19 protein-coding genes are annotated in these 21,655 nt (G+C 66.0%); 12 read left to right on the top strand and 7 right to left on the bottom strand.

Going from position 1 to position 21,655, the window contains the following annotated elements; all coding sequences use genetic code 11:
* Nucleotides 1-15: 15 nt before the first annotated feature.
* Nucleotides 16-1,302 (bottom strand): guanine deaminase, encoded by a 1,287-nt coding sequence (gene guaD / locus C7455_RS09770; RefSeq protein ID WP_109667749.1) that lies wholly within the window; start codon nt 1,300-1,302, stop codon nt 16-18.
* Between the two features lie 109 nt (nt 1,303-1,411).
* Between guaD and mgtE the strand changes: the two genes are divergently transcribed.
* A complete protein-coding gene (gene mgtE / locus C7455_RS09765) occupies nt 1,412-2,818 on the top strand; it encodes a magnesium transporter (protein WP_109667748.1) in 1,407 nt (468 codons plus the stop codon).
* 44 nt (nt 2,819-2,862) lie between these two features.
* Here mgtE and C7455_RS09760 read toward each other — a convergent pair whose 3' ends face one another.
* A complete protein-coding gene (locus C7455_RS09760) occupies nt 2,863-5,976 on the bottom strand; it encodes a hypothetical protein (RefSeq protein WP_109667746.1) in 3,114 nt (1,037 codons plus the stop codon).
* 208 nt (nt 5,977-6,184) lie between these two features.
* A complete protein-coding gene (locus C7455_RS09755; RefSeq protein ID WP_109667745.1) occupies nt 6,185-7,477 on the bottom strand; it encodes an O-acetylhomoserine aminocarboxypropyltransferase/cysteine synthase family protein in 1,293 nt (430 codons plus the stop codon).
* A gap of 323 nt (nt 7,478-7,800) precedes the next feature.
* On the opposite strand from C7455_RS09755, the gene C7455_RS09750 reads away from it, so the two are divergent.
* From C7455_RS09750 to C7455_RS09740, 3 genes are all read left to right on the top strand, one after another.
* A complete protein-coding gene (locus C7455_RS09750) occupies nt 7,801-8,178 on the top strand; it encodes an NADH:ubiquinone oxidoreductase subunit NDUFA12 (protein WP_109667743.1) in 378 nt (125 codons plus the stop codon).
* Nucleotides 8,179-8,269: 91 nt separating this feature from the next.
* Complete coding sequence (gene mlaD, locus C7455_RS09745) at nt 8,270-8,728, top strand: outer membrane lipid asymmetry maintenance protein MlaD (protein ID WP_109667741.1); 459 nt, start codon at nt 8,270-8,272, stop codon at nt 8,726-8,728.
* The gene (locus C7455_RS09740; protein WP_245904284.1) at nt 8,725-9,315 is read left to right on the top strand and encodes a DUF2155 domain-containing protein; all 591 of its coding nucleotides are present in this window, start codon (nt 8,725-8,727) and stop codon (nt 9,313-9,315) included. Before mlaD ends, C7455_RS09740 begins: the two co-directional genes overlap by 4 nt.
* Here the strand turns inward: C7455_RS09740 and aat are convergent.
* The 3 genes from aat to accB all read right to left on the bottom strand — a co-directional run bounded on the left by aat (nt 9,279) and on the right by accB (nt 11,948).
* On the bottom strand, nt 9,279-9,941 hold the full coding sequence (gene aat / locus C7455_RS09735) for a leucyl/phenylalanyl-tRNA--protein transferase (RefSeq protein ID WP_109667738.1): 663 nt from the start codon (nt 9,939-9,941) through the stop codon (nt 9,279-9,281). The genes C7455_RS09740 and aat overlap by 37 nt on opposite strands.
* Nucleotides 9,942-10,101: 160 nt before the next feature.
* Nucleotides 10,102-11,448 carry an acetyl-CoA carboxylase biotin carboxylase subunit gene (gene accC / locus C7455_RS09730; protein WP_109667736.1) on the bottom strand — a complete coding sequence of 449 codons (1,347 nt, stop codon included), beginning with the start codon at nt 11,446-11,448 and terminating at the stop codon, nt 10,102-10,104.
* A gap of 11 nt (nt 11,449-11,459) precedes the next feature.
* Nucleotides 11,460-11,948, bottom strand: coding sequence for an acetyl-CoA carboxylase biotin carboxyl carrier protein (gene accB / locus C7455_RS09725; protein ID WP_109667735.1), 489 nt, complete (start codon nt 11,946-11,948; stop codon nt 11,460-11,462).
* A 302-nt stretch (nt 11,949-12,250) separates the two neighbouring features.
* Here accB and C7455_RS09720 point away from each other — a divergent pair, with 302 nt between their 5' ends.
* Genes C7455_RS09720 through preA form a run of 3 tightly spaced genes read left to right on the top strand, consistent with a single transcriptional unit; the run spans nt 12,251 to nt 15,451 of the window.
* Nucleotides 12,251-13,594, top strand: a complete 1,344-nt coding sequence (locus tag C7455_RS09720) for an NAD(P)-dependent oxidoreductase (protein ID WP_109667733.1) — start codon at nt 12,251-12,253, stop codon at nt 13,592-13,594.
* The gene (locus tag C7455_RS09715) at nt 13,591-14,121 is read left to right on the top strand and encodes a hypothetical protein (RefSeq protein ID WP_109667731.1); all 531 of its coding nucleotides are present in this window, start codon (nt 13,591-13,593) and stop codon (nt 14,119-14,121) included. Before C7455_RS09720 ends, C7455_RS09715 begins: the two co-directional genes overlap by 4 nt.
* A 25-nt stretch (nt 14,122-14,146) precedes the next feature.
* Nucleotides 14,147-15,451, top strand: a complete 1,305-nt coding sequence (gene preA, locus C7455_RS09710) for an NAD-dependent dihydropyrimidine dehydrogenase subunit PreA (RefSeq protein WP_109667730.1) — start codon at nt 14,147-14,149, stop codon at nt 15,449-15,451.
* Nucleotides 15,452-15,578: 127 nt separating this feature from the next.
* Here preA and C7455_RS09705 read toward each other — a convergent pair whose 3' ends face one another.
* Nucleotides 15,579-16,193, bottom strand: coding sequence for a TetR family transcriptional regulator C-terminal domain-containing protein (locus C7455_RS09705; RefSeq protein ID WP_109668163.1), 615 nt, complete (start codon nt 16,191-16,193; stop codon nt 15,579-15,581).
* 277 nt (nt 16,194-16,470) lie between these two features.
* On the opposite strand from C7455_RS09705, the gene aptA reads away from it, so the two are divergent.
* From aptA to C7455_RS09680, 5 genes are read left to right on the top strand one after another with little or no spacing between them, the layout of a single operon-like run.
* Complete coding sequence (gene aptA / locus C7455_RS09700; RefSeq protein WP_109667728.1) at nt 16,471-17,802, top strand: omega-aminotransferase AptA; 1,332 nt, start codon at nt 16,471-16,473, stop codon at nt 17,800-17,802.
* Nucleotides 17,803-17,837: 35 nt separating this feature from the next.
* Nucleotides 17,838-19,088, top strand: coding sequence for a Zn-dependent hydrolase (locus C7455_RS09695; protein WP_109667727.1), 1,251 nt, complete (start codon nt 17,838-17,840; stop codon nt 19,086-19,088).
* Nucleotides 19,085-19,342, top strand: a complete 258-nt coding sequence (locus C7455_RS09690) for a hypothetical protein (RefSeq protein ID WP_109667725.1) — start codon at nt 19,085-19,087, stop codon at nt 19,340-19,342. Before C7455_RS09695 ends, C7455_RS09690 begins: the two co-directional genes overlap by 4 nt.
* Before the next feature lie 29 nt (nt 19,343-19,371).
* Entirely contained in the window at nt 19,372-20,826 is a 1,455-nt protein-coding gene (gene hydA, locus C7455_RS09685) for a dihydropyrimidinase (protein ID WP_109667724.1), read from the top strand.
* Complete coding sequence (locus C7455_RS09680; protein WP_109667722.1) at nt 20,826-21,647, top strand: ABC transporter ATP-binding protein; 822 nt, start codon at nt 20,826-20,828, stop codon at nt 21,645-21,647. Before hydA ends, C7455_RS09680 begins: the two co-directional genes overlap by 1 nt.
* Nucleotides 21,648-21,655: the final 8 nt, after the last annotated feature.

Here is a 21,655-nt window from a genome sequence, read left to right as displayed (position 1 = left end):
ACAGAGAAGCAGGGCTCATGGTTTGACCGGGTGCCCGGCGACATAGACCTGCGAGATGGCGCGGTCGTCGCCCATCATGATCGTGGGAAAGACCGCCTGCCAGATGTCATCCGCCCGCGCTTGCGCCTGCGCTATGGCGGGGGTGGAGGCGAGATCGAGGACGACGAGATCGGCCTCGTATCCGAGTGCGAGCCGCCCGATCCGGTCGCCGAGCCGGAGCGCTGCGGCCGAGCCGCCGGTGGCAAGCCACAAAAGCTCGGCTGGGTGGAGCGCCGTGCCGCGCAACTGCGCGATCTCGTAGGCCGCAGCCATGGTGCGCAGCATCGAGAAGGACGAGCCGCCGCCGGTATCGGTGGCGAGCCCCACGCGCAGCCTTGCGCGCAGACCCATGTCGAAAAGCCCCGAGCCGATGAAGCTGTTGGAGGTCGGGCAATGGACCACCGCCGCGCCGGTCTCGGCCAGGCGGTCGATTTCGCGTGGCGTGAGATGGATGGCGTGGCCGTAAAGGCCGTTGGGGCCCAGCAGGCCATGCGCCTCGTAGGTGTCAAGGTAGTCGCGCGCTTGCGGGTAGAGCGATCTGACCCAGGCGATCTCGTCGGTCTGTTCGCTCAGATGCGTCTGCATCAGGCAATCGGGGTGGTCTGCCCACAAACGGCCCAGAGCGTCGAGTTGTTCCGGCGTCGAGGTGGGCGAGAAGCGCGGTGTGATGATGTAGGACAGCCGGTCCACCCCATGCCAGCGGGTGAGCAGCGCCTTGCTGTCATCATGGGCGGATTGCGCGGTGTCGCGGAGATAGGCGGGCGCAGTGTCGCGGTCCATGCAGGTCTTGCCCGCGAGCGCCCGCAGGCCGCGCGCTTGTGCGGCGGCAAAGAAGGCGTCCACGCTTTCGGGGTGAATCGTGCCGTAGCTGGCGACGGTGGTCGTGCCGTTCGAAAGCAGCAGGTCGAGATAGCAGTCTGCGATCCCGGCTGCATAGGCGGGATCTGAAAACCGCGCCTCCTCGGGGAAAGTGTAGGTGTTCAGCCAGTCGATCAGCCGCTTGCCCCAGGATGCGATGATCGCGGTTTGCGGGTAATGGGCATGCGCATCGACAAAGCCCGGCAGGATCAGGCCCGCGCCATGGTCGGTCACCTCGACCTGGGGGTGGCGGGCGCGCAGGCTGGCACCGTCGCCCAGTGCCGTGATCCGACCGTCCTGGATCAGCACGCCGCTTTGGGTCTCGTGGCGGGCGACCCCCGGCCCCTCGAGAAAAGGGTCGCCCGCAAAGGCAAGCGTCTGGCCCAGGATCAGGCGGTCGGTCATGGAGCGGGTCCCCGGTTTTCTGCCCAATACGTCGCCTCCGGTGATAGCCCCCCTTGGCGCGCTATGTTAGGGGCAAACCGGAGGAGCGACGCGAGATACGGGGGTGGCCATGGCGGACCGGGACGAGGACACGATCCTGCGCGAGCGGGCGGCCGATGAAAGCCGAGATGCCTACGCGCTGGATGACACGCTGCGCGCGCAGCTGAAGGCAATGGTCGCAGCGCGCGACGTTGCGGCCATTGATGCGCTGATGGAGCCGCTGCATGCAGCCGACATCGCCGACCTGCTGGAACAGGTCTCCGAGGGCGAGCGCGCGGCCTGGCTGGCTCTGTGGTCCAAGGGGATCGATGGCGAGGTGCTTTCGGAACTCGATTGGGGCCTGCGCGAGGAGGTCATCGATCTTCTGCCCGATCAGGTGCTGGCCGATGCGGTGCGCGAGCTTGATTCGGACGATGTGGTCGATCTGGTCGAGGATCTTGAAGAGGCGCAGATCGAGGCCATTCTCGAGGCGCTCGAACCCGCCGATCGTGTTGCGGTCGAACAGGCGCTGGCCTGGCCCGAGGAATCTGCTGGCCGTCTGATGCAGCGCGAAGTGGTCCATGCCCTCGAGCATTGGACCGTTGGCCAGATGATCGATCATTTGCGCGCCAATACCCAAGGGCTGCCCGAACAATTCTATCACGTCATCCTGACCGATCCGCGACTAAAGCCGGTCGGCTATGTGACTTTGGGACGGATGCTTGCCTCGGCCCGCACGACAGAAATGCGCGCCATCACCGAGGACAGTTTTCGCACCATCCCCGCGACCCAGCACGAGGATGACGTGGCCTACGCCTTCAACCAGTATCACCTGATTTCCGCGCCGGTGGTGGACGGGGACGGGCGGCTGGTGGGCGTCATCACCATCGACGACGCGATGATCGTGCTGGACGAGCGCAACGAGGAGGACCTGTTGCTGCTTGGCGGCGTGAACGACGAATCCAGCCTGTCGGACGGGGTGATCGAGACGACGCGCCGCCGGGTGCCCTGGCTGGTGGTGAACCTTGGGACGGCGGCCTTGGCGGCGCTGGTGATCGCGCAGTTCGAGGCGACGATTTCCGCTCTGGTGGCACTGGCGATCTTGATGCCGATCGTGGCCTCGATGGGCGGCAACGCCGGCACGCAATCCCTGACCGTGGCAGTGCGCGCCATTGCCACACGCGATTTGACGCGCGCGAACACTTGGCGCTTTGTGCTGCGCGAAGCCGGGGTGGGGGTGTTCAACGGGTTGTCGCTTGCCCTGCCGCTTGCGCTGGTGACGGGGCTGGTCTTCGGGTCTGTTGGTCTTGGGGTGGTGATCGGCGCCGCGCTGATCATAAATCTTTTCGTTGCGGCCGTGGCGGGAACCTTGGTGCCGCTCGCGCTGGACCGGCTCAACCTCGACCCGGCACTGGCCTCGGGCGTGTTCGTGACGACGGTGACGGATGTGATCGGATTCTTCGCATTTCTGGGGCTGGCGTCGCTTTTCCTGCTCTGATCCCTATCGTGAGGGCATTGACGCCGCACCCGTCGCATAATCCGTCAGCCCGGGATTTCCAGCGTCACATTGCGGCCGTTTCGCACGTATTGCAGCGAGGTCTCGCCAATGGCGGCGACACGGCCGCCATCCAGACGGTCGCCCACGCCCACCCGCACGAACCGGCCCGACGGCAGACGCACAAGCGCGCGCCGGTCGTTGGGCGTGCCGGTCACGCCGATCAGATTGACATCGCGCAGGCGGATCGCGTTGCGCTCGGTCGCCGCCCGGGTGACATCGGCGCTGGACGGAATGGAGGGTGCGCGGGCGATGGCTTCGGTGGCGACGGCCGGGCCGGGTGTTTCGGCGGCGGCAGCCACAAGCGCGTCGATATTGGCGGGCCGCGCAGCAGGCAGGCGCGACGCGGCAACGGCCAGAGGCGTGGCCTCGATCACGGCGGCGGGCGCCGCGGTTTCGGTTTCTATTTCCGGCTCGGGCTCGGTGGCAGGTGCTGCATCCGTTGCAGCTTGAGGAAAGAGCGAGGCTTGCGCCGCCGCCTCCTGCGCCGAGACGGGACGGGGATCGGGGCGCAAACCGGCCAGCTCAGTCGCGGAAAAGCCGCCCAACACCTGTCGCTCGCGCGTTTCGTCCAGATCGGCCGGGCGCGGTGATGGCTGGAAGGTGCCGAGGACCGCATCCTCGACATCCTCTTGCGGCACCGCCTCAACGGCAGGCGCGATCTCGCGCGGGCGCGGGATGGCAGCCACAGGGGGCCGCCCCAGAACGACAAAAGCCCCCTCGGGGGTCAGCACGCCTTCGGGCGTCGGAGCGATGAGCCCAAGCGCGGTGCGGTCCGGCGTGGCACCGAAAGGCGGCGGAGGCGGCACCCGTCTCAGCACCTCGCTCGGATCCAGCTGCGGATCGGACAGCGCGATGGCATCGGTGATAGGCACCTCGGGGTCGATGGAGGCGACGTAGATGTCATTGGCGCTGCTGAGCGCGCCAAGAACCGGCAGATCGGGCGGGCGCGGCCAGATGCCGTCTTCGGCATAGATGCGCTCGGTCTCCTCGAGCGACGGCAGCAGCTCTTCGGGCAAAGGCGGCAGGGGGGGCAGATCAAGCTCGGCATCGATATCCGGGAGCGGCGCTTGGGCGATCTGTTCGGGCGATGTTTCATCCGTCTCGGGCCCGTCGGTCTCGGGAACGGGCAGGACGGCTGTCTCGCTGTCGATGATGGGCGCGTCCGAGACGGCCTCCGACACGGCGCTTTCCGGATCCAGCGCACCAATTGTGGGCGGCGCACTGATCGCCAGAGGCGGCGCGGGGCTGTCGGCCCGTTGACTGGCCTCGCTGTTCGATCCGGAGCTGAACAACCGCGCGATCGGGCTGTCGGGCAGGAACATGGCAGACCAGATCGCGATCAGTGCCAGCAAGACCAGCAGGACCAACGTCAGGATCAGCCCCATGCGAAAGGACGGGCCCGAAGCCTCTGCGGGTTTGCGCGCCAGCAAGCCGCTGGCAAAGGCATTCTGGCCACTGGCGACGGAACCTGTCGACGGGGCGGGGGCCGCCTCGGATTTTCGGCGGCGCGCGAAGCCGTAGCCGCCGCGCCCGGCCGTCTGGGCATCCTTGGCGGGGACGGCGGACGCGGTGCTTTCGGGCTCGGCCCGGGTCGGACCTTCGGTCAGGGGGTCAAGGGCCGTGCCCCCGCGCGGAGGCGGCGCAACGGCCGGTTGCGGCTTTGTCTTGCTGGCATCCCTAACACGCGCCAGCTGTGCCGCCAACAAGGTGCCGGGGCGCGCCGGCGTCGTGGCGGGGGCCGGTCTGACGGGCGCCGCGTCCGGGTGCAGCACCGGGCCGCCGGTCGCGTCGGATGGGGTGCCGAAGCCAAGCCGGGATTGGCGCGTCGACACGATGTCGCCCGAGGTGGCTTTAGGGGCCTTGCCCCGCCGCGCGGCAAAGCCGAGCGTGGGGGTTGCGTCATCTGGACTGTCGGTTTCCGTGCCGTCTCCGCGCAGCTCCGTGGCCGACAGTCCGGCGGTCGGGTCGATCCCCCGCCCGGCGACCTCTTCTGGTTTGGATGCGGTCAGCGGCCGCGTCGACGGGCCTGCCACCCGCCCGCGCGTTGCCGTCGGCATCGGCGGTATGTCATCTGGAAGATCGTCAACGGGGTTTGGGGCAGGTGCCGCCTCTGGTGTCTGGGGCGTCAGATCGCCGGACGGCTCCGGGTCGAAATCCCATGGCCAGATCGTCTCGGGCGGTTCCTCCAAGCTGGTTTCTTGCTCGGGCCAGGGCCTATCGGCGTCCGACAGGGGCGCGACCGGCTGCTCCAGCGTCGGATCGGAGATCGCGACGGGGGCGTCGAACCCTGCAGGACCATCGGCTTCGACGGTCTTCGGGTCACTGGCAGCATCATCGGGCTGCTGCACCACTTCGGCAGTCGCCACCACCGCTTCAGCCGGGTTGCCCGCCGCTTCGAACAGATCCACCGGCACCGGGGGCGGCGGCTCGGGGGCCATGTCGGATGTCGGGGCGTCCGCAGGCTCTGCGTGCAGGTGTTCCGCCGGCGGCTGTAGTTCCGTGACATCTTCCGCCTCGGTCTTAGCGGGAGTAGCCGGCATCTCCGACGTTTCGGGGGCGGGCGCGATCCAATCGTCGCCGCCAAAGGCCAGCCCGCCGCGGTCAAGCCCCAGAGCGCTGCTTTCCGGCCCGAACAGCGGCATGCCGGGAAACCGTTCGGCCGGGGGCATGGCCGCAAAGCCAACCGGCTTGAAGCCATGGGCCGCCACGAACTCCGTCGCCTCGCCCAGGGTTTCGCGGGCCACGACCGCGACCTTGATCCGGTCTTCCTCGACCTTGCGCCAATCGTAGACGAGGTCGGCCACGGCATAGGGCGTCATGCCGTCCAGACCTTCGACGATCCTGTCCGCGACAAGATCGGCATCGTCCGCGGGCGCCAGGAAGGAGGTATAGAGCACCTGATCATCAGGCAGGACCAGCAGCACGGGCGCCTCCGCCCCACCGCGGTCCGCAGCAGTGGATTTCAGACCGGCCATCGCGGCCTCGAGGTCATCGGTATCCAGCCGCGCCTCTGCGACCAGCGCCCAATGGCCCTTGGGCTGGCGATGGGCCAGCGCGATGCCTTCCGGCGATACAAACAGCGCGAATTCGACAGTCACATCCGACCCCGGTCGTCCTACACAGACAGGTCACACCATGGTGTGCGCCCTTGTCACGCCGGTCTACAGCACAAATCCCGCCGGGAAAACACTTGCCCGTCGTTGTCTGCAGATATCGGCGGAAATCAGTCTATGTCCAAATGCAGCAAGAAAAAAGGGGCGCAAACACGTGGCGCCCCTTTGGATCGTCCCGATATGGCGGCGGCGATCAGCCGACCGCTTTTGCCAATGCCTGATCGAGATCGGCAATCAGGTCGGCCGCATCCTCGATTCCGATCGACAGGCGTACGACATTGGGGGCGGCGCCGGCCGCCACCTGCTGTTCCGGGGTCAATTGCCGGTGCGTGGTCGAAGCCGAGTGGATGATCAGGCTGCGCGTGTCGCCCAGATTGGCCACATGGCTGAAGATCTGCAGCGAATCGACCAGCTTGACGCAGGCCGCGTAGCCGCCCTTGACCGCAAAGGTGAACAGCGCACCCGCGCCCTTGGGGCAGACGGTCTTGGCCCGTGCGAAATAAGGCGAGCTTTCCAGCCCCGCATAGGTCACGAAATCGACGCGTGGATCGGCCTCCAGCCATTTGGCGATGGTGACCGCGTTCTGCACATGACGCTCCATCCGCAAGGACAGCGTCTCGATCCCCATCAGCGTGTAATGGGCGGCCTGCGGGTTCAGCGTCATGCCCAGATCGCGCAGCCCGATAGCGATGCCGTGGAAAGTGAAGGCCAAAGGTCCGAAGGTCTCGTGGAACTTCAACCCATGATAGGCGGGTTCTGGCGCCGAAAGGGACGGGAACTTGTCGCTGGCCGACCAGTCGAAGCGCCCCGAATCGACGACCGCGCCTCCGGTGACCGTGCCGTTGCCGGTGAGATATTTGGTGGTCGAATGTACCACCAGCGTCGCGCCATGCTCGATCGGGCGGCACAGGTAGGGGGTGGCGGTGGTGTTGTCGATGATGAGCGGGATGCCCGCCGCATCGGCGATATCTGCGATGGCGCGCACATCCATGATGTAGCCGCCGGGGTTGGCGATGGCCTCGCCAAACACCGCGCGGGTGTCCTCGTCGATGGCCGCGGCCACGGCGTCGAGATCATCGAAATCGACGAACTTGGCCGACCAGCCGAAGCGCTTGATGGTCTGCGAGAACTGCGTGACCGTCCCGCCGTAAAGCCGCGTAGAGACCACGATGTTGCGCCCCGGTGCCATCAGCGGGAACAGCGCCATGATCTGTGCTGCATGGCCCGAGGAACAGCAAACGGCTCCCACGCCGCCCTCCAGCGTGGCGATGCGTTCTTGCAACACTGCCACGGTCGGATTGGTCAGGCGCGAATAGATGTAGCCGACCTCCTGCAGGTTGAAGAGGGCGGCGGCATGTTCTGCGTCGCGGAACACATAGGCGGTGGTCTGGTAGATCGGCGTCTGCCGCGCGCCCGTCGCGGGGTCGGGCCGGGCGCCTGCATGGATCTGCAGCGTGTCAAAGCCATAGGATGGTGCGTCGGTCATGTCTGTCTCTCTCTCCGTGAAAGCCGGTCTTTGGCGCAGCATTAGGCAAACCCGACCCGCCGGGCAATCTGCGGCATGCCGGAAAGGTCGCCCGTTCGCCGCACGCAAAGTCCCGATGACGCGCATCCTGCCCATGTCCGACACCGGGTCGTGGTGTTCTTCCCTTCTTCGTTTCAAAAATATCCTCGGGGGGTCGAGGGGGGCAGACAGCCCCCCTCGCCTCCGCCCGTCATCCCGCGCGACCCCATGGCACTGGACGCCCTGCGCCACATCGGGCAAAACGCAGGGCAACAGACCATACAGCCGCCCGAAGGGTTTCGCCCATGTTCAGCTTTCTCAACCGCCTCGTGACCTGGTGGAACGGCCAGACGGTCGGCACCCAGATCTGGACCGCGCGATACGGCACCAAGGTGGGGCAAGACGATCAGGGCAACATCTACTACCGTTCCAAGGACGGAAAGCGACGCTGGGTGATCTTTAACGGCGTGGCCGAGGCCAGCAGGATCAGCCCCGACTGGCATGGCTGGTTGCACCACACCTGGGCCGAGACCCCGACCGAGCGTCCGCTGGTCCACAAGGGCTGGGAAAAGCCGCATCTGCCCAATCCTACCGGCACGCCGCTGGCGCATGCCCCGGCCGGGTCAATCCGCCGCCCCGATCCCGTCGAGCGCCGCGATTACGAGGCCTGGACGCCCGAGTGACGGCGGGTTTCGGCCACACGATGGCGCAAGACCCCTTGGAACGCCCGCGCCCAGTTGCGATAAGCGGCGGGTGACAAGAAGGGCAGGACCGATGGCCGCGCAGGACAACACGATCACCGAGGTTCTCGTCGGCGCCGCCGTCATGGCGGTGGCCGTGGGCTTTTTCGTCTATGCCTCGAACAGCACAGGCGGCGGCCCCTCGGGCGGCGCCTATGCCATGTCGGCTTCGTTCCGCAGCGCCGACGGTATCTCCGTCGGGACCGAAGTGCGGCTGGCGGGCGTGCGCGTGGGCACGGTCACGGGCATGGCGCTGAACCCCCAGACCTTCCGGGCCGAGACCACCTTCACCATCCGCGACGACATCGAACTGCCCGATGACAGCGCCATCGCCATCTCCTCCGAGGGGCTTCTGGGCGGCAATTTCGTCGAGATCATTCCCGGTGGCTCGCCCTTCAGCTATGCGCCCGGCGACCAGATCATGGACACGCAGGGCTCGGTCAGCCTGATCACCTTGCTGATGCGTTTCGTCACCGGCGACGAAGGGGAATGAGCATGCGCGCCCGGCTCCTTGTCGCTGCGCTGGCGCTGGGATGCGCGGCGCTTGCAGGGGCTGGCCCGGCCGTGGCGCAGCAGTTCGACAGTTTCGGCGACGGCCCGTTGGAAGGTTTCGCCCTCGACGATCAGGGCACGGCCGACCCGACCGCACCCAGCCTGAGCGACGAGGGCGTGCTGCAACCCGTGGGACCCGAAATCCAGCTGCAGATCACCGAAGGCCAGTCCAGCGTGACCTTGCGCAGCTTTCCGGGCACCGGCTCGCCGGTCACGTCGGTGTTCCAGCCCGAGACCTCGCAGGCGCCGCGTGTCGTCTTGCGGGCGCTGGACAAGATGTTGGGCCGGCCCACGGATGTGGATCTCGCGATGGGGGAAACGGTTGTCTTCGGCCGGCTTGCGATCCGCGCCATAGAATGCCGCTTTCCGACCGAGGACCCGTCCTCGGACGCCTTCGCGCACGTCGAGATCCTCGATACCGAGGGTGTCACGCTCTTTGACGGCTGGATGGTCGCGTCATCCCCCGCGCTCAGCGCGCTGGAGCATGCGCGTTACGATGTCTGGGTGCTGCGCTGCTCGGAGGGCTGATCGGCGCAACGCTCCGGCGCGAAGAAATCCGCCGGGCTGCTGATGGCCATTTGCAATTGGCGCCGATAATCCGCGCGCGGAACCTCGATCGCGCCCAGGCTCTCGAGATGGCCGGTGGTGAATTGCGTGTCGAACAGCTGAAAGCCCCCCATCCGCAACCGCTCCACCAGATGCACCAGCGCCAATTTCGAGCCGTCGGTGCGGCGTGAGAACATGCTCTCGCCGAAAAACGCCGCGCCCAGCGTCACACCGAACACGCCACCCGCCAGCGCGCCATCCATCCAGACCTCGACCGAATGGGCCTGTCCCAAGGCATGCAGCGCCATGTAGGTGCTGAAGATGTCGGCGTTGATCCAGGTCTCGTCGCGGTCGGCGCAGGCGGTAACGACACCGGCGAAATCGCGGTTGACTGCAATCTCGAAGCCACCCTGCCGGAGGCGGCGGCGCAGACTGCGCGAGACGTGGAACCGGTCCAGCGGGAACACCCCCCGCCGCTGCGGGTCCACCCAGAAAATGCTGTCATGCTGCGCACCGTCCGACATCGGGAAGATGCCGGCCGCATAGGCCCGTATCATCAGTTCCGGGGTCAGCGCCGGGCGGGCCGGCGTGAACATGTCATGCGCCATAGCGGGGGATATGGGGTGCCATCCCGGAAAGTCATGGGGGAAACGAAAAAGTCTTGCGAGCGGCATTCCGGTGCCAAGCTCGACCAGCGGCCTGCCCTCGGGCAGGGCCCCAATCGCCTCGGGCGGGATGGGCCGCGACAGGGGTCTGTCGCGGGAGGGATCAGCCGAGGTTCTCGGCAAGCCAGCCTTCCAGCCAGTGGATCGTGTAATCGCCCGATTGCACGGCAGGCGCGTCAAGAAGGGCGTGGAACAGCGGCACCGTGGTGTCGACGCCGTCCACGATCAACTCGCCCAATGCCCGGTGCAGACGCGCCAAAGCCTCGGGCCGGTCGCGGCCATGCACGATCAGCTTGCCGATCAGGCTGTCGTAATAGGGCGGGATGCGGTAGCCGTCATAGATCGCGCTGTCCATCCGCACGCCCAGGCCACCGGGCGCGTGATACTGGGTGATCTTGCCGGGGCTGGGCGAGAAATTCGGCAGTTTCTCGGCGTTGATCCGGACCTCGATGGCGTGGCCGTTCACCTTGAGATCCTCTTGCACAAACGACATCGGCAGGCCTGCGGCCACCCGGATCTGTTCGCGCACCAGATCGACGCCAAAGATTGCTTCGGTCACGGGATGCTCGACCTGAAGCCGGGTGTTCATCTCGATGAAGAAGAACTCGCCATCTTCATACAGGAACTCGATCGTGCCGGCCCCCTCGTAGCCCAGATCGGCCACGGCCTTGGCGCAGGTCGCGCCGATCCGCTCGCGGGTGGCGGTATCGATGCTGGGGCCGGGCGCTTCCTCGAACACCTTTTGGTGACGGCGTTGCAGCGAACAATCGCGTTCGCCCAGATGCACGGCGCGACCACGGCCGTCGCCGAAGACCTGCACCTCGATATGGCGCGGCCGACCGAGGTATTTCTCGATATAGACTTCGTCATTGCCGAAGGCGGCCTTGGCCTCGGTCCGCGCGGTGCGGAACGCGGTTTCCAGTTCCGCCTCGGAGCGCGCCAGCTTCATGCCCCGTCCGCCGCCGCCGGCGGTGGCCTTGACGATGACCGGGTAGCCCGCCTCGCGCGCCACCGTATAGGCCGTGTCGAGGTGATGCACGCCGCCCTCGGAGCCGGGCACGCAAGGCACGCCCAGCTTCTTCATCGTGTCCTTGGCGGTGATCTTGTCGCCCATCAAGCGGATATGGGCCGCCGAGGGCCCGATGAACTTGATCCCGTGATCCTCGACCGCCTGCACGAAATTGGCGTTCTCCGACAGGAAACCGTAGCCGGGGTGGATGGCTTCCGCCCCGGTGATCTCGCAGGCCGAGATCAGCGCGGGCATCGAGAGGTAGGATTGCATGCTGGGCGGTGGGCCGATGCAGATCGCCTCGTCGGCCATGCGCACATGCATCGCGTCGCTGTCGGCGGTGGAATGCACCGCGACGGTCGCCACCCCCATCTCGCGCGCGGCCCGGATGACACGCAGCGCGATCTCGCCGCGGTTGGCGATGAGGATTTTCTTGAACATGCCCGCCCCGCTTACTCGATGATCATGAGGGGCGCGCCGTATTCGACGGGCGCGCCATCCTCAACGAGGATGCGCTTGACGGTGCCCGCGCGCGGCGCGGGGATCTGGTTCATGGTCTTCATCGCCTCGACGATCAGCAACGTCTGACCCTCGACCACCTGATCGCCGACCGAGACGAAGGGTTTCGTGCCCGGCTCGGACTGCAGATAGATCGTGCCCACCATGGGCGAGGTCACGGCGCCCGGCGCTTGTGCGGGGTCGCTGACAGGCGCGGAAGAGGCCGTCGCCACCGGGGCGACATGCGTGGCGGGGGCAGGGGCGTAGGCCACGGGGGCCTGCATCATCACGCCGCCGCGGGCCACGCGCACGTTGAGCCAGTCGTTCTCGCCATACTCGCGCTTGACCTGGATCTCGGTCAGGTCGTTTTGGTCCAGAAGCTCGGCCAGAGCCTTGATGAAGGCCACGTCGCTGGCGCGGGTTGCATCCGTTTCGTCGCTCATGTCTGTCCTCGCACTCCGGGCCGGTGTCTTGGCCGCGGTCCCATCCTGCCCTGTTGGTCGGGCGTCTGGACGACGGCTATAGCGCAGGGTTTCCCCAAGGAAAACCCGCTCTGTGCACCGCATATGGGGTTGTATCGCGGTGATGTGAGTCCAAGCCTGCCCGAATTTTCGGCAAATCCTCCCCTGCGCGAGGAAATTGCCGCAACAGGGCCTTCGCCAATAAATTTACCATTTGATAAAAAATGGGACCCATGCCAGCGTCTCCCCACACCCAGCCATTCGCCGCCAGGGAGACGCGCCCGATGACGAACAGCCCCTTCACCCCCGGCATCGCGCCCGCGCGGCTTGACGCTCAGACGCTGGCCTCGAATTTCGCCGACCTGCACGGCCCCCTCGACGCGCATGAGGCGCTGGTGGCCGCCGACCGCTGCTATTTCTGCCATGACGCGCCCTGCATCACGGCTTGCCCGACCTCGATCGACATTCCGCTCTTCATCCGCCAGATCGCCACTGGCACGCCCGAGGCGGCTGCAAAGACCATCTTCGACCAGAACATTCTGGGCGGCATGTGCGCGCGGGTCTGCCCCACGGAGACACTGTGCGAGGAGGCCTGCGTGCGCGAAGCGGCCGAAGGCAAACCGGTCGAGATCGGGCGGCTGCAGCGCTACGCCACCGACACGCTGATGGCGGCGGGGGTGCATCCCTATGTGCGGGCAGCGGCCACGGGCAAGCGTGTCGCTGTCGTGGGCGCGGGGCCTGCGGGGCTTGCCTGTGCGCATAGGCTGGCCATGCAGGGGCATGACATTACGATCTTTGACGCTCGGCCCAAGGGTGGCGGGCTCAACGAATACGGGATCGCCTATTACAAGGCGGTCGGCGGTTTCGCCGGCTCGGAGGTCGACTGGCTGCTCAAGATCGGCGGGATCACGATGGAGACCGGCAAGGCGCTGGGGCGCGATATCACGCTCGACGGGTTGCGGGATGACTTCGACGCCGTGTTCCTCGGAATGGGTCTTGCGGGGGTCAACGCACTGAGCGCCGAGGGCGAGGCGCGCGCGGGCGTGTCGGACGCCGTGGGCTTCATCTCGGACCTGCGGCAGGCGTCGGACCTGACGACGCTGCCCGTGGGGCGCAACGTGGTGGTGATCGGCGGCGGCATGACCGCCATCGACGCGGCCGTGCAATCCAAGCTCTTGGGCGCGGAAAATGTCACCATCCTCTACCGCAGGGGCAGGGATGCGATGCCCGCCAGCCGCTACGAGCAGGATCTTGCGGCGTCAAAGGGGGTGCGCTTTGTCTTTGACGCGATGCCTGTAGCCATCCTCGGCAATGGGGCCGTGACGGGTGTTCGGGTGGAATACACGCGGTCCGAGGGCAAATCGCTGGTGGGCACGGGCGAAACCTTCGAGATCCCCGCCGATCAGGTGCTCAAGGCCATCGGTCAGGCCCTGCAAGGCGCACCGGGGGGCCTTGAGATCACCGGTGGCAAGATCGCGGTCAGCGACGTGGGGCGCACGTCGCTGCCCGGTGTCTGGGCGGGCGGCGATTGCGCGGCAGGCGGCGAGGATCTGACCGTGACGGCGGTGGCCGAGGGACGCGACGCCGCGATGGACATCCACGCGGCGCTCACCCATGGTATCCCATGAGCAAAAAACCCAAAAAACCCGCCCACTCCGCCGCGCCTTCCGCCGAGAAGCTGGAAAACCGCAATGCGGCTGCCTTGGCCCGTGTGGCCGACATGACCGACCCCGAGGGGCTGCGCAACCTGATGGCCAATGCCACGCGTCTTGGGGTCGAGCCGGTGCGTGAGGCCGCCTTCAAGCGCCTTGCCGCCGTGCAATCCGACGGGGATGAGGGCAGCGTTGAAAACGCGGTCTGGCAAATGATCCACGCCGTCGAGCAGATCAAGCGCGAGGACAGCGGCAAGACCATCCGCCTGAGCATGTTGCGCCGCGACATCCAGAAGGTCGGCGAGGCCGCCGCCATCGGCAAGATCGTGGCCAAGCCCGGCCCCTCTGAGCGGTTCGACGAACTGATGGCGCGCGCGCTGCCCGGCTACACCGCCGAGGCCATCGTTCTGACCCATCCCGACGCTTTCGACGACGCCACCCGCGCCGCCGCGACCGCCCGCCTGACCGACGCCGGGGTCGATCCGGCGACACTGATGACCTGAGACCCGAGCCCCAAGGAGACGCGCCATGGCCGACCTGACCTCCGACTTTCTGGGAATCAAATCGCCCAACCCGTTCTGGCTCGCCTCTGCGCCGCCGACCGACAAGGAATACAACGTGGTCCGCGCCTTCAAGGCGGGCTGGGGTGGCGTGGTCTGGAAGACGCTGGGTGAGGCGGGACCGCCGGTGGTCAACGTCAATGGCCCGCGCTACGGCGCGATCTGGGGGGCGGACCGGCGGCTTTTGGGGCTGAACAACATCGAGCTGATCACCGACCGCCCGCTGGAGGTGAACCTGCGCGAGATCAAGCAGGTCAAACGCGACTGGCCGGATCGCGCGATGATCGTGTCGATCATGGTGCCCTGCGAGGAAGCGGCGTGGAAGGCGATCTTGCCCTTGGTCGAGGAGACGGGCGCGGACGGGATCGAGCTGAACTTCGGTTGCCCGCACGGCATGAGCGAACGCGGCATGGGCAGCGCGGTGGGGCAGGTGCCCGAATACATCGAGATGGTCGCGCGCTGGTGCAAGCAAAACACCCGCATGCCCGTGATCGTCAAGCTGACGCCCAACATCACCGACATCCGCTACCCCGCCCGGGCGGCCAGGCGCGGCGGGGCGGATGCGGTCAGCCTGATCAACACAATCTCGTCGATCACGAGCGTCAATCTCGAGACGTTCAGCCCCGAGCCCTCGATCGACGGCAAGGGCAGCCACGGCGGCTATTGCGGGCCTGCGGTCAAGCCCATCGCGCTGAACATGGTGGCGGAAATCGCGCGCGACGCGGAAACCCGGGGCATGCCCATTTCGGGGATCGGGGGCGTCACCACATGGCGCGACGCGGCCGAATTCCTCGCGCTTGGGGCGGGCAACGTGCAGGTCTGCACGGCGGCGATGACCTACGGGTTCAAGATCGTCGAAGAGATGAAATCGGGCCTGTCGCAGTATCTGGACGGCCACGGCATGAGCCTGTCGGACCTGATCGGGCGCGCGGTGCCCAATGTGACCGACTGGCAATATCTGAACCTCAACTACGTCACCAAGGCGCGCATCGATCAGGACGCCTGCATCAAATGCGGACGCTGCTATGCGGCTTGCGAGGATACCTCGCACCAGGCGATTTCGATGTCGCCCGACCGGGTGTTCGAGGTGATGGATGACGAATGTGTCGCCTGCAACCTGTGCGTGAATGTCTGCCCCGTCGAGGGCTGCATCACGATGGAGGAAATGCCCGCGGGTGCCATGGACCCCCGGACCGGCAAGCCCGTCGATCCCGCCTATGCCAACTGGACGACGCATCCCAACAATCCGGCGACAATCAAGGCGGCTGAATAGGAATTTCGCCGCGCTTTGCGCGTCGACCCGAGCGAGGGGGCTGTCTGCCCCTTCGGTCGCCATCGTCACTCGGACCGATGGCGCTTCGATGGCGACCCCCGAGCATATTTTTGGAAAGGTGAGGGGATCAGGGCGCGAGAAGGCGGGTGAACAGCGTGTCCAGGAAACGCGCGGCTTCCTCGATGGGGTCGCGGTTCTGCCCAAGCACCGCACGGACCTGCACGTCGAAATCCGCGTAATGCTGGGTCAGCGCCCAGATCGAGAAGATCAGGTGATGGGGGTCCACCTGCGCGATGCGGCCGCCCTCGGCCCAACCGCGGATGACGGCCGCCTTGTCATCCACCAGCGCCTTGAGATCGGTGGCGAGCGCCGCTTGCATCCGGGGCGCGCCTTGCACGATTTCATTAGCGAAAAGCCGCGATTCGCGGGGAAAGTCGCGGCTCATCTGCAGCTTGCGCCGGACGTAGGCGAGGAGTTCGGCGATCGGGTCGCCCGCGGCGTCGAGGTCGCGCAGCGGGTCGAGCCAGGTGTCCATCAATTGGCTCAGGAGCGCGACATGGATCGCCTCCTTCGACGGGAAATAGTAGAGCAGGTTGGGTTTCGACAGGCCTGCCTCGACCGCGATCATGTCGAGCGTCGCGCCGCGGAAGCCATGCTGGGAAAACACTTCGAGCGCGGCCTCGAGAATGGTCTCGCGGTTGCGGGTCTGGATCTTGGTGCGTGGTGTCTTTTGCGGCCCCATGCGACCATCAGACCCGCGGGCGCGGAGCCGCACAAGCCCTGTTTCAGGACCCGCCGCCCGGAACGTTTCGCGCGCCGCCCATGCGTCGGGCAGGGATGCCCCGACATGCATCATTTGCCTTGTCTTTGCGCGCCTGCTCGCGGACAATCCTGTCATCGTTCCGAACAGGCCGTTGACTGGTATGGCGCCTCTGCTAGCGTGGCCTTGACCGTTTGGTCAAAAACAACACACGGGTTCGGCGGCGCGCGACCGGACCGGCAAGACAGGGACTGCCGCCATGGCGCTTGACCGATCCAACCCGGTGCCGAACGATCTGTCCGCGTTCTGGATGCCCTTCACCGCCAACCGCCAGTTCAAAAAGGCGCCGCGGATGATGGTCTCGGCCGACCGCATGCATTACAAGACGGCGGACGGGCGCGAGGTTCTGGACGGCACGGCGGGACTGTGGTGCTGCAACGCGGGCCACAACCGACCCAAGATCGTCGAGGCCATCCGCCAGCAGGCAGGCGAGCTGGATTATGCCCCTGCCTTCCAGATGGGCCACCCCAAGGCTTTCGAGCTGGCCAACCGGCTGCGCGACATGGCGCCCGAGCCGTTCGAGCATGTGTTCTTCACCAATTCCGGCTCCGAGGCGGTGGATACGGCGCTGAAAATCGCCATCGCCTATCAGCGCGCCATAGGTCAGGGTACGCGGACCCGCCTGATCGGGCGCGAGCGGGGCTATCACGGCGTGGGCTTCGGCGGCATTTCGGTGGGCGGAATCGTCAACAACCGCAAGTTCTTCGGCACGCTTCTGAACGGCGTCGACCACCTGCCGCACACGCATCTGCCGGCGCAAAACGCCTTCACCCGCGGCCAGCCCGAACACGGCGCGCATCTGGCCGATGAGCTGGAGCGCATCGTGGCGCTGCACGGGCCCGAGACCATTGCCGCCTGCATCGTGGAGCCGATGGCGGGCTCGACCGGTGTCTTGATGCCGCCCAAGGGCTATCTGGAGAAGCTGCGGTCGATCTGCACCAAGCACGGCATCTTGCTGATCTTCGACGAGGTCATCACCGGCTTCGGCCGTCTGGGCAGCCCCTTTGCCGCCGACCATTTCGGGGTGATGCCCGACATGATCACCTGCGCCAAGGGCCTGACCAATGGCGTGATCCCGATGGGCGCGGTGCTGGCCACCAAAGAGATCCACGAGGCCTTCATGCAGGGCCCAGAGCACATGATCGAGCTGTTCCACGGCTACACCTATTCGGGCAACCCGATCGCATCCGCCGCGGGCCTTGCCACGCTTGAGCTGTACCGCGAGGAAGGGCTGTTCGAGCGCGCCGCCGGAATGGCGTCCTATTGGGAGGATGCGGTGCATTCCTTGCGCGATTGCCCCCATGTGATCGACATCCGCAACATGGGGCTCATCGCCGGCATCGAGCTGGAACCCATCGCGGGCGAGCCGACCAAGCGCGCCTTCACCGCCTTCCTCGACGCCTACGAGCATAACGTGCTGATCCGGACCACGGGCGACATCATCGCGCTGTCGCCGCCGCTGATCATCGAGAAGGCGCATATCGACACGCTCTTCGGCACCTTGCGCGACATTCTCAAGCGGCTGCACTGACACCGCGCCGTCCATCACCGGATCAAGGGGAAGCCATGCCCGCCGCGGCCGAGAACATGACCATCAACGGCGAACGGCTGTGGGATGCGCTGATGGACATGGCGCAGATCGGGCCGGGCGTGGCGGGCGGCAACAACCGCCAGACCCTGACCGATGAGGATGCGGCAGGCCGCGCGCTGTTCCAAAGCTGGTGCGAGGCGGCGGGCATGACCATGGGCGTGGACGAGATGGGGACCATGTTCGCCACCCGCCCCGGCACCGACCCCGACGCGCTGCCGGTCTATATCGGCAGCCATCTGGATACGCAGCCCACGGGCGGCAAATATGACGGGGTTCTGGGCGTTCTGGCGGGGCTGGAGGTCGTGCGCACGCTCAACGATCTCGACATCAAGACCAAGCACCCCATCGTCGTGACCAACTGGACGAACGAGGAAGGCACGCGCTTTGCCCCTGCCATGCTGGCTTCGGGTGTCTTTGCGGGCGTTCTGGATCAGGACTGGGCCTATGCGCGCACCGACGCCAAGGGCCTGACATTCGGCGAGGAACTCAAGCGCATCGGCTGGAAGGGCAGCGAGAAAGTCGGCGCGCGCAAGATGCACGCGTTTTTCGAGCTGCACATCGAACAGGGTCCGATCCTCGAGGCTGAGGGCAAGGATATCGGCGTCGTGACCCATGGGCAGGGGTTGCGCTGGATCGAATGCACCGTGACGGGCAAGGGCCAGCACACGGGCTCCACGCCGATGTACATGCGCCGCAATGCTGGGCGGGCGCTGGCCCGTGTGACGGAGCTGGTGCACGAGATCGCCATGCGCCACCAGCCCAATGCCGTGGGAGCGATCGGCCATATCGATGTCTACCCAAACAGTCGCAATATCATCCCGGAAAAGATCGTCTTCACGGTGGATTTCCGCAGCCATATTCTCGAGGTCATTGAAACGATGGTGGCCGAACTGAACGCCCGCGCGCCCGCCGTCTGCGCCGAGGTGGGTGTGAAGTTCAAAGCCGAGGTCGTGGGCTTCTTCGACCCGCCTGCCTTTGACGAGACGCTGGTCGCCCGCGTGCGCGACGCGGCCGCGCGGTTGGGTTACAGCCACATGGACATCGTGTCGGGCGCGGGGCATGACGCATGCTGGATCAACCGCCTCTATCCGACCACGATGATCATGACGCCGTGTGTGGATGGGTTGAGCCATAACGAGGCCGAGGAAATCAGCCCCGGATGGGCGACCGCCGGCGCCAATGTATTGTTCCACGCCGTCGTGGAAACCGCGGAGATTGTTGAATGAACGTAATGCGTTATCTGGGTATTGCCGCGATCTTGGGCCTGTCGGCCTGTGTTTCGACCACGCCGGAAGGGCAAACCGAGGAGCTGAGCGAGGAGGTGCGCGCGCTGGCCGCCCCGAACCAGGACCTGACGCAGGTCCGCATCGAAAGCGACGGCTGCTACTGGTACCGCTACGAGGGGCGGGTGGAAACGACCTTCCTGCCGCTGATGACGCGCGACAACCGGATGATCTGCGTCCGCGCGCCGACGACCTGACCGATACGCCAAACCGGGGGAAAGATGCGATGAGCACGGTAATCAAGGGCGGCACCGTCGTCACGGCGGACCTGAGCTATGCCGCCGATGTCCGCATCGAGGGCGGGCGCATCACCGAGATCGGGCCGGACCTGAAGGGCGACACGGTTCTGGACGCCACGGGCTGCTACGTCATGCCGGGTGGCATCGACCCGCATACCCATCTGGAAATGCCCTTCATGGGCACCTATTCCGCCGATGACTTTGAATCCGGCACCCGCGCAGCGCTTTCGGGCGGCACCACGATGGTGGTCGATTTCGCACTGCCCGCGCCCGGTCAGGGGCTGCTCGACGCGCTGAAGATGTGGGACAACAAGGCCGGTCGCGCCAATTGCGATTACTCCTACCACATGGCCGTGACCTGGTGGGGCGAGCAGGTTTTCGACGAGATGAAACCCGTGATCGAGGATCGGGGCATCAACACCTTCAAGCATTTCATGGCCTACAAGGGCGCGCTCATGGTCAATGACGATGAGATGTTCGCCTCGTTCAACCGTTTGGCGGAACTGGGCGGGATCGCCATGGTCCATGCCGAGAACGGCGATGTGGTGGCCGAGTTGACCGCGAAACTGCTGGCCGCAGGCAACACCGGCCCCGAGGCGCATGCCTATTCCCGCCCCGCGCAGGTCGAGGGGGAGGCGACGAACCGCGCCATCATGATCGCCGACATGGCGGGTGTGCCGCTGTATGTCGTCCATGTCTCCTCCGAGGATGCGCATGAGGCGATCCGGCGCGCGCGCAGCCTTGGCAAGCGGGTCTGGGGCGAGCCCTTGATCCAGCACCTGACGCTGGATGAAAGCGAATATTTCCACCCCGACTGGGACCATGCCGCCCGCCGCGTGATGTCGCCGCCCTTTCGCAACAAGAAACATCAAGACAGCCTCTGGGCCGGGCTGATGTCGGGGTCGCTGAGTGTCGTGGCGACGGATCATTGCGCCTTCACCACCGAGCAGAAGCGCTACGGGGTCGGTGATTTCTCCAAGATCCCCAACGGCACCGGGGGGCTTGAGGACCGGATGCCGATGCTCTGGACGCATGGGGTTGCGACGGGGCGGCTGACGCCGAACGAATTCGTGGCGGTCACGTCAACGAACATCGCCAAGGTGCTGAATTGCTATCCGAGAAAGGGCGCGATCTTGGTGGGGGCGGATGCCGATATCGTGGTCTGGGACCCGGAAAAGGAAAAGACGATCACGGCGGGGGCGCAACAATCGGCCATCGACTACAACGTCTTTGAAGGGCACAAGGTCAAGGGTCTGCCGCGCTTTACCCTGACGCGCGGGCATGTGGCGGTGCATGACGGCGAGATTCGCACTAAAGAAGGCCATGGTGAATTCGTCAAACGGCCCGGCAACGGGACGGTGAACCGCGCGCTTTCGACGTGGAAAGAGCTGACCGCGCCGCGACCGGTGGAACGGACGGGCATCCCCGCGACGGGGGTGTGATGGCTGAACCCGCGCGCTTTATCCACACCGGTGCAGCCCCGCAAAGGCCTGTGATCGCGGCGAAAAACCTCGATCTTGTCTTTCAGACTGCCGATGGGGCGGTGCAAGCGCTCAGCAATGTGTCGCTGACCATCGACAAGGGCGAGTTTGTCAGCTTCATCGGCCCCTCGGGCTGCGGCAAGACCACCTTTCTGCGCGTCATCGCGGCGCTGGAACAGCCCACGGGCGGCTCCATCACCGTCAACGGCATGACGCCCGAAGAGGCGCGGTTGAGCCGGGCCTATGGCTATGTCTTTCAGGCCGCTGGCCTCTACCCGTGGCGGACCATCGAAAAGAACATCGCCCTGCCGCTGGAGATCATGGGCTTCGACCGGGCCGAGCAAGACAAGCGCGTGAAGAACGTCTTGCAACTAGTTGATCTGGAAGGGTTCGGCAAGAAATTCCCTTGGCAGTTGTCGGGCGGCATGCAGCAACGCGCCTCCATCGCCCGCGCGCTGGCCTTTGACGCCGACATCCTCCTGATGGACGAACCGTTCGGTGCGCTGGACGAGATCGTGCGCGACCATCTGAACGAACAGCTTCTCAAGCTATGGGCGCGGACGGAAAAGACCATCGGCTTCGTCACCCATTCGATTCCCGAGGCTGTTTACCTCTCGACGAAAATCGTCGTGATGAGCCCGCGCCCGGGCCGCATCACCGATGTGATCGAAAGCGACCTGCCGCGTGAGCGCCCGCTCGACATCCGCGACACGCCCGAATTTCTGGCCATCGCCCACCGCGTCCGCGAGGGGCTGCGCGCGGGCCATGCCTATGACGACTGAGGGGCGCG

It is taken from the genome of Roseicyclus mahoneyensis, assembly GCF_003148775.1.
GTDB classification, from domain to species: domain Bacteria; phylum Pseudomonadota; class Alphaproteobacteria; order Rhodobacterales; family Rhodobacteraceae; genus Roseicyclus; species Roseicyclus mahoneyensis.
The sequence above is the reverse complement of the archived record's forward strand: the minus strand, read 5'-3'. Positions and strand labels throughout refer to the sequence as shown.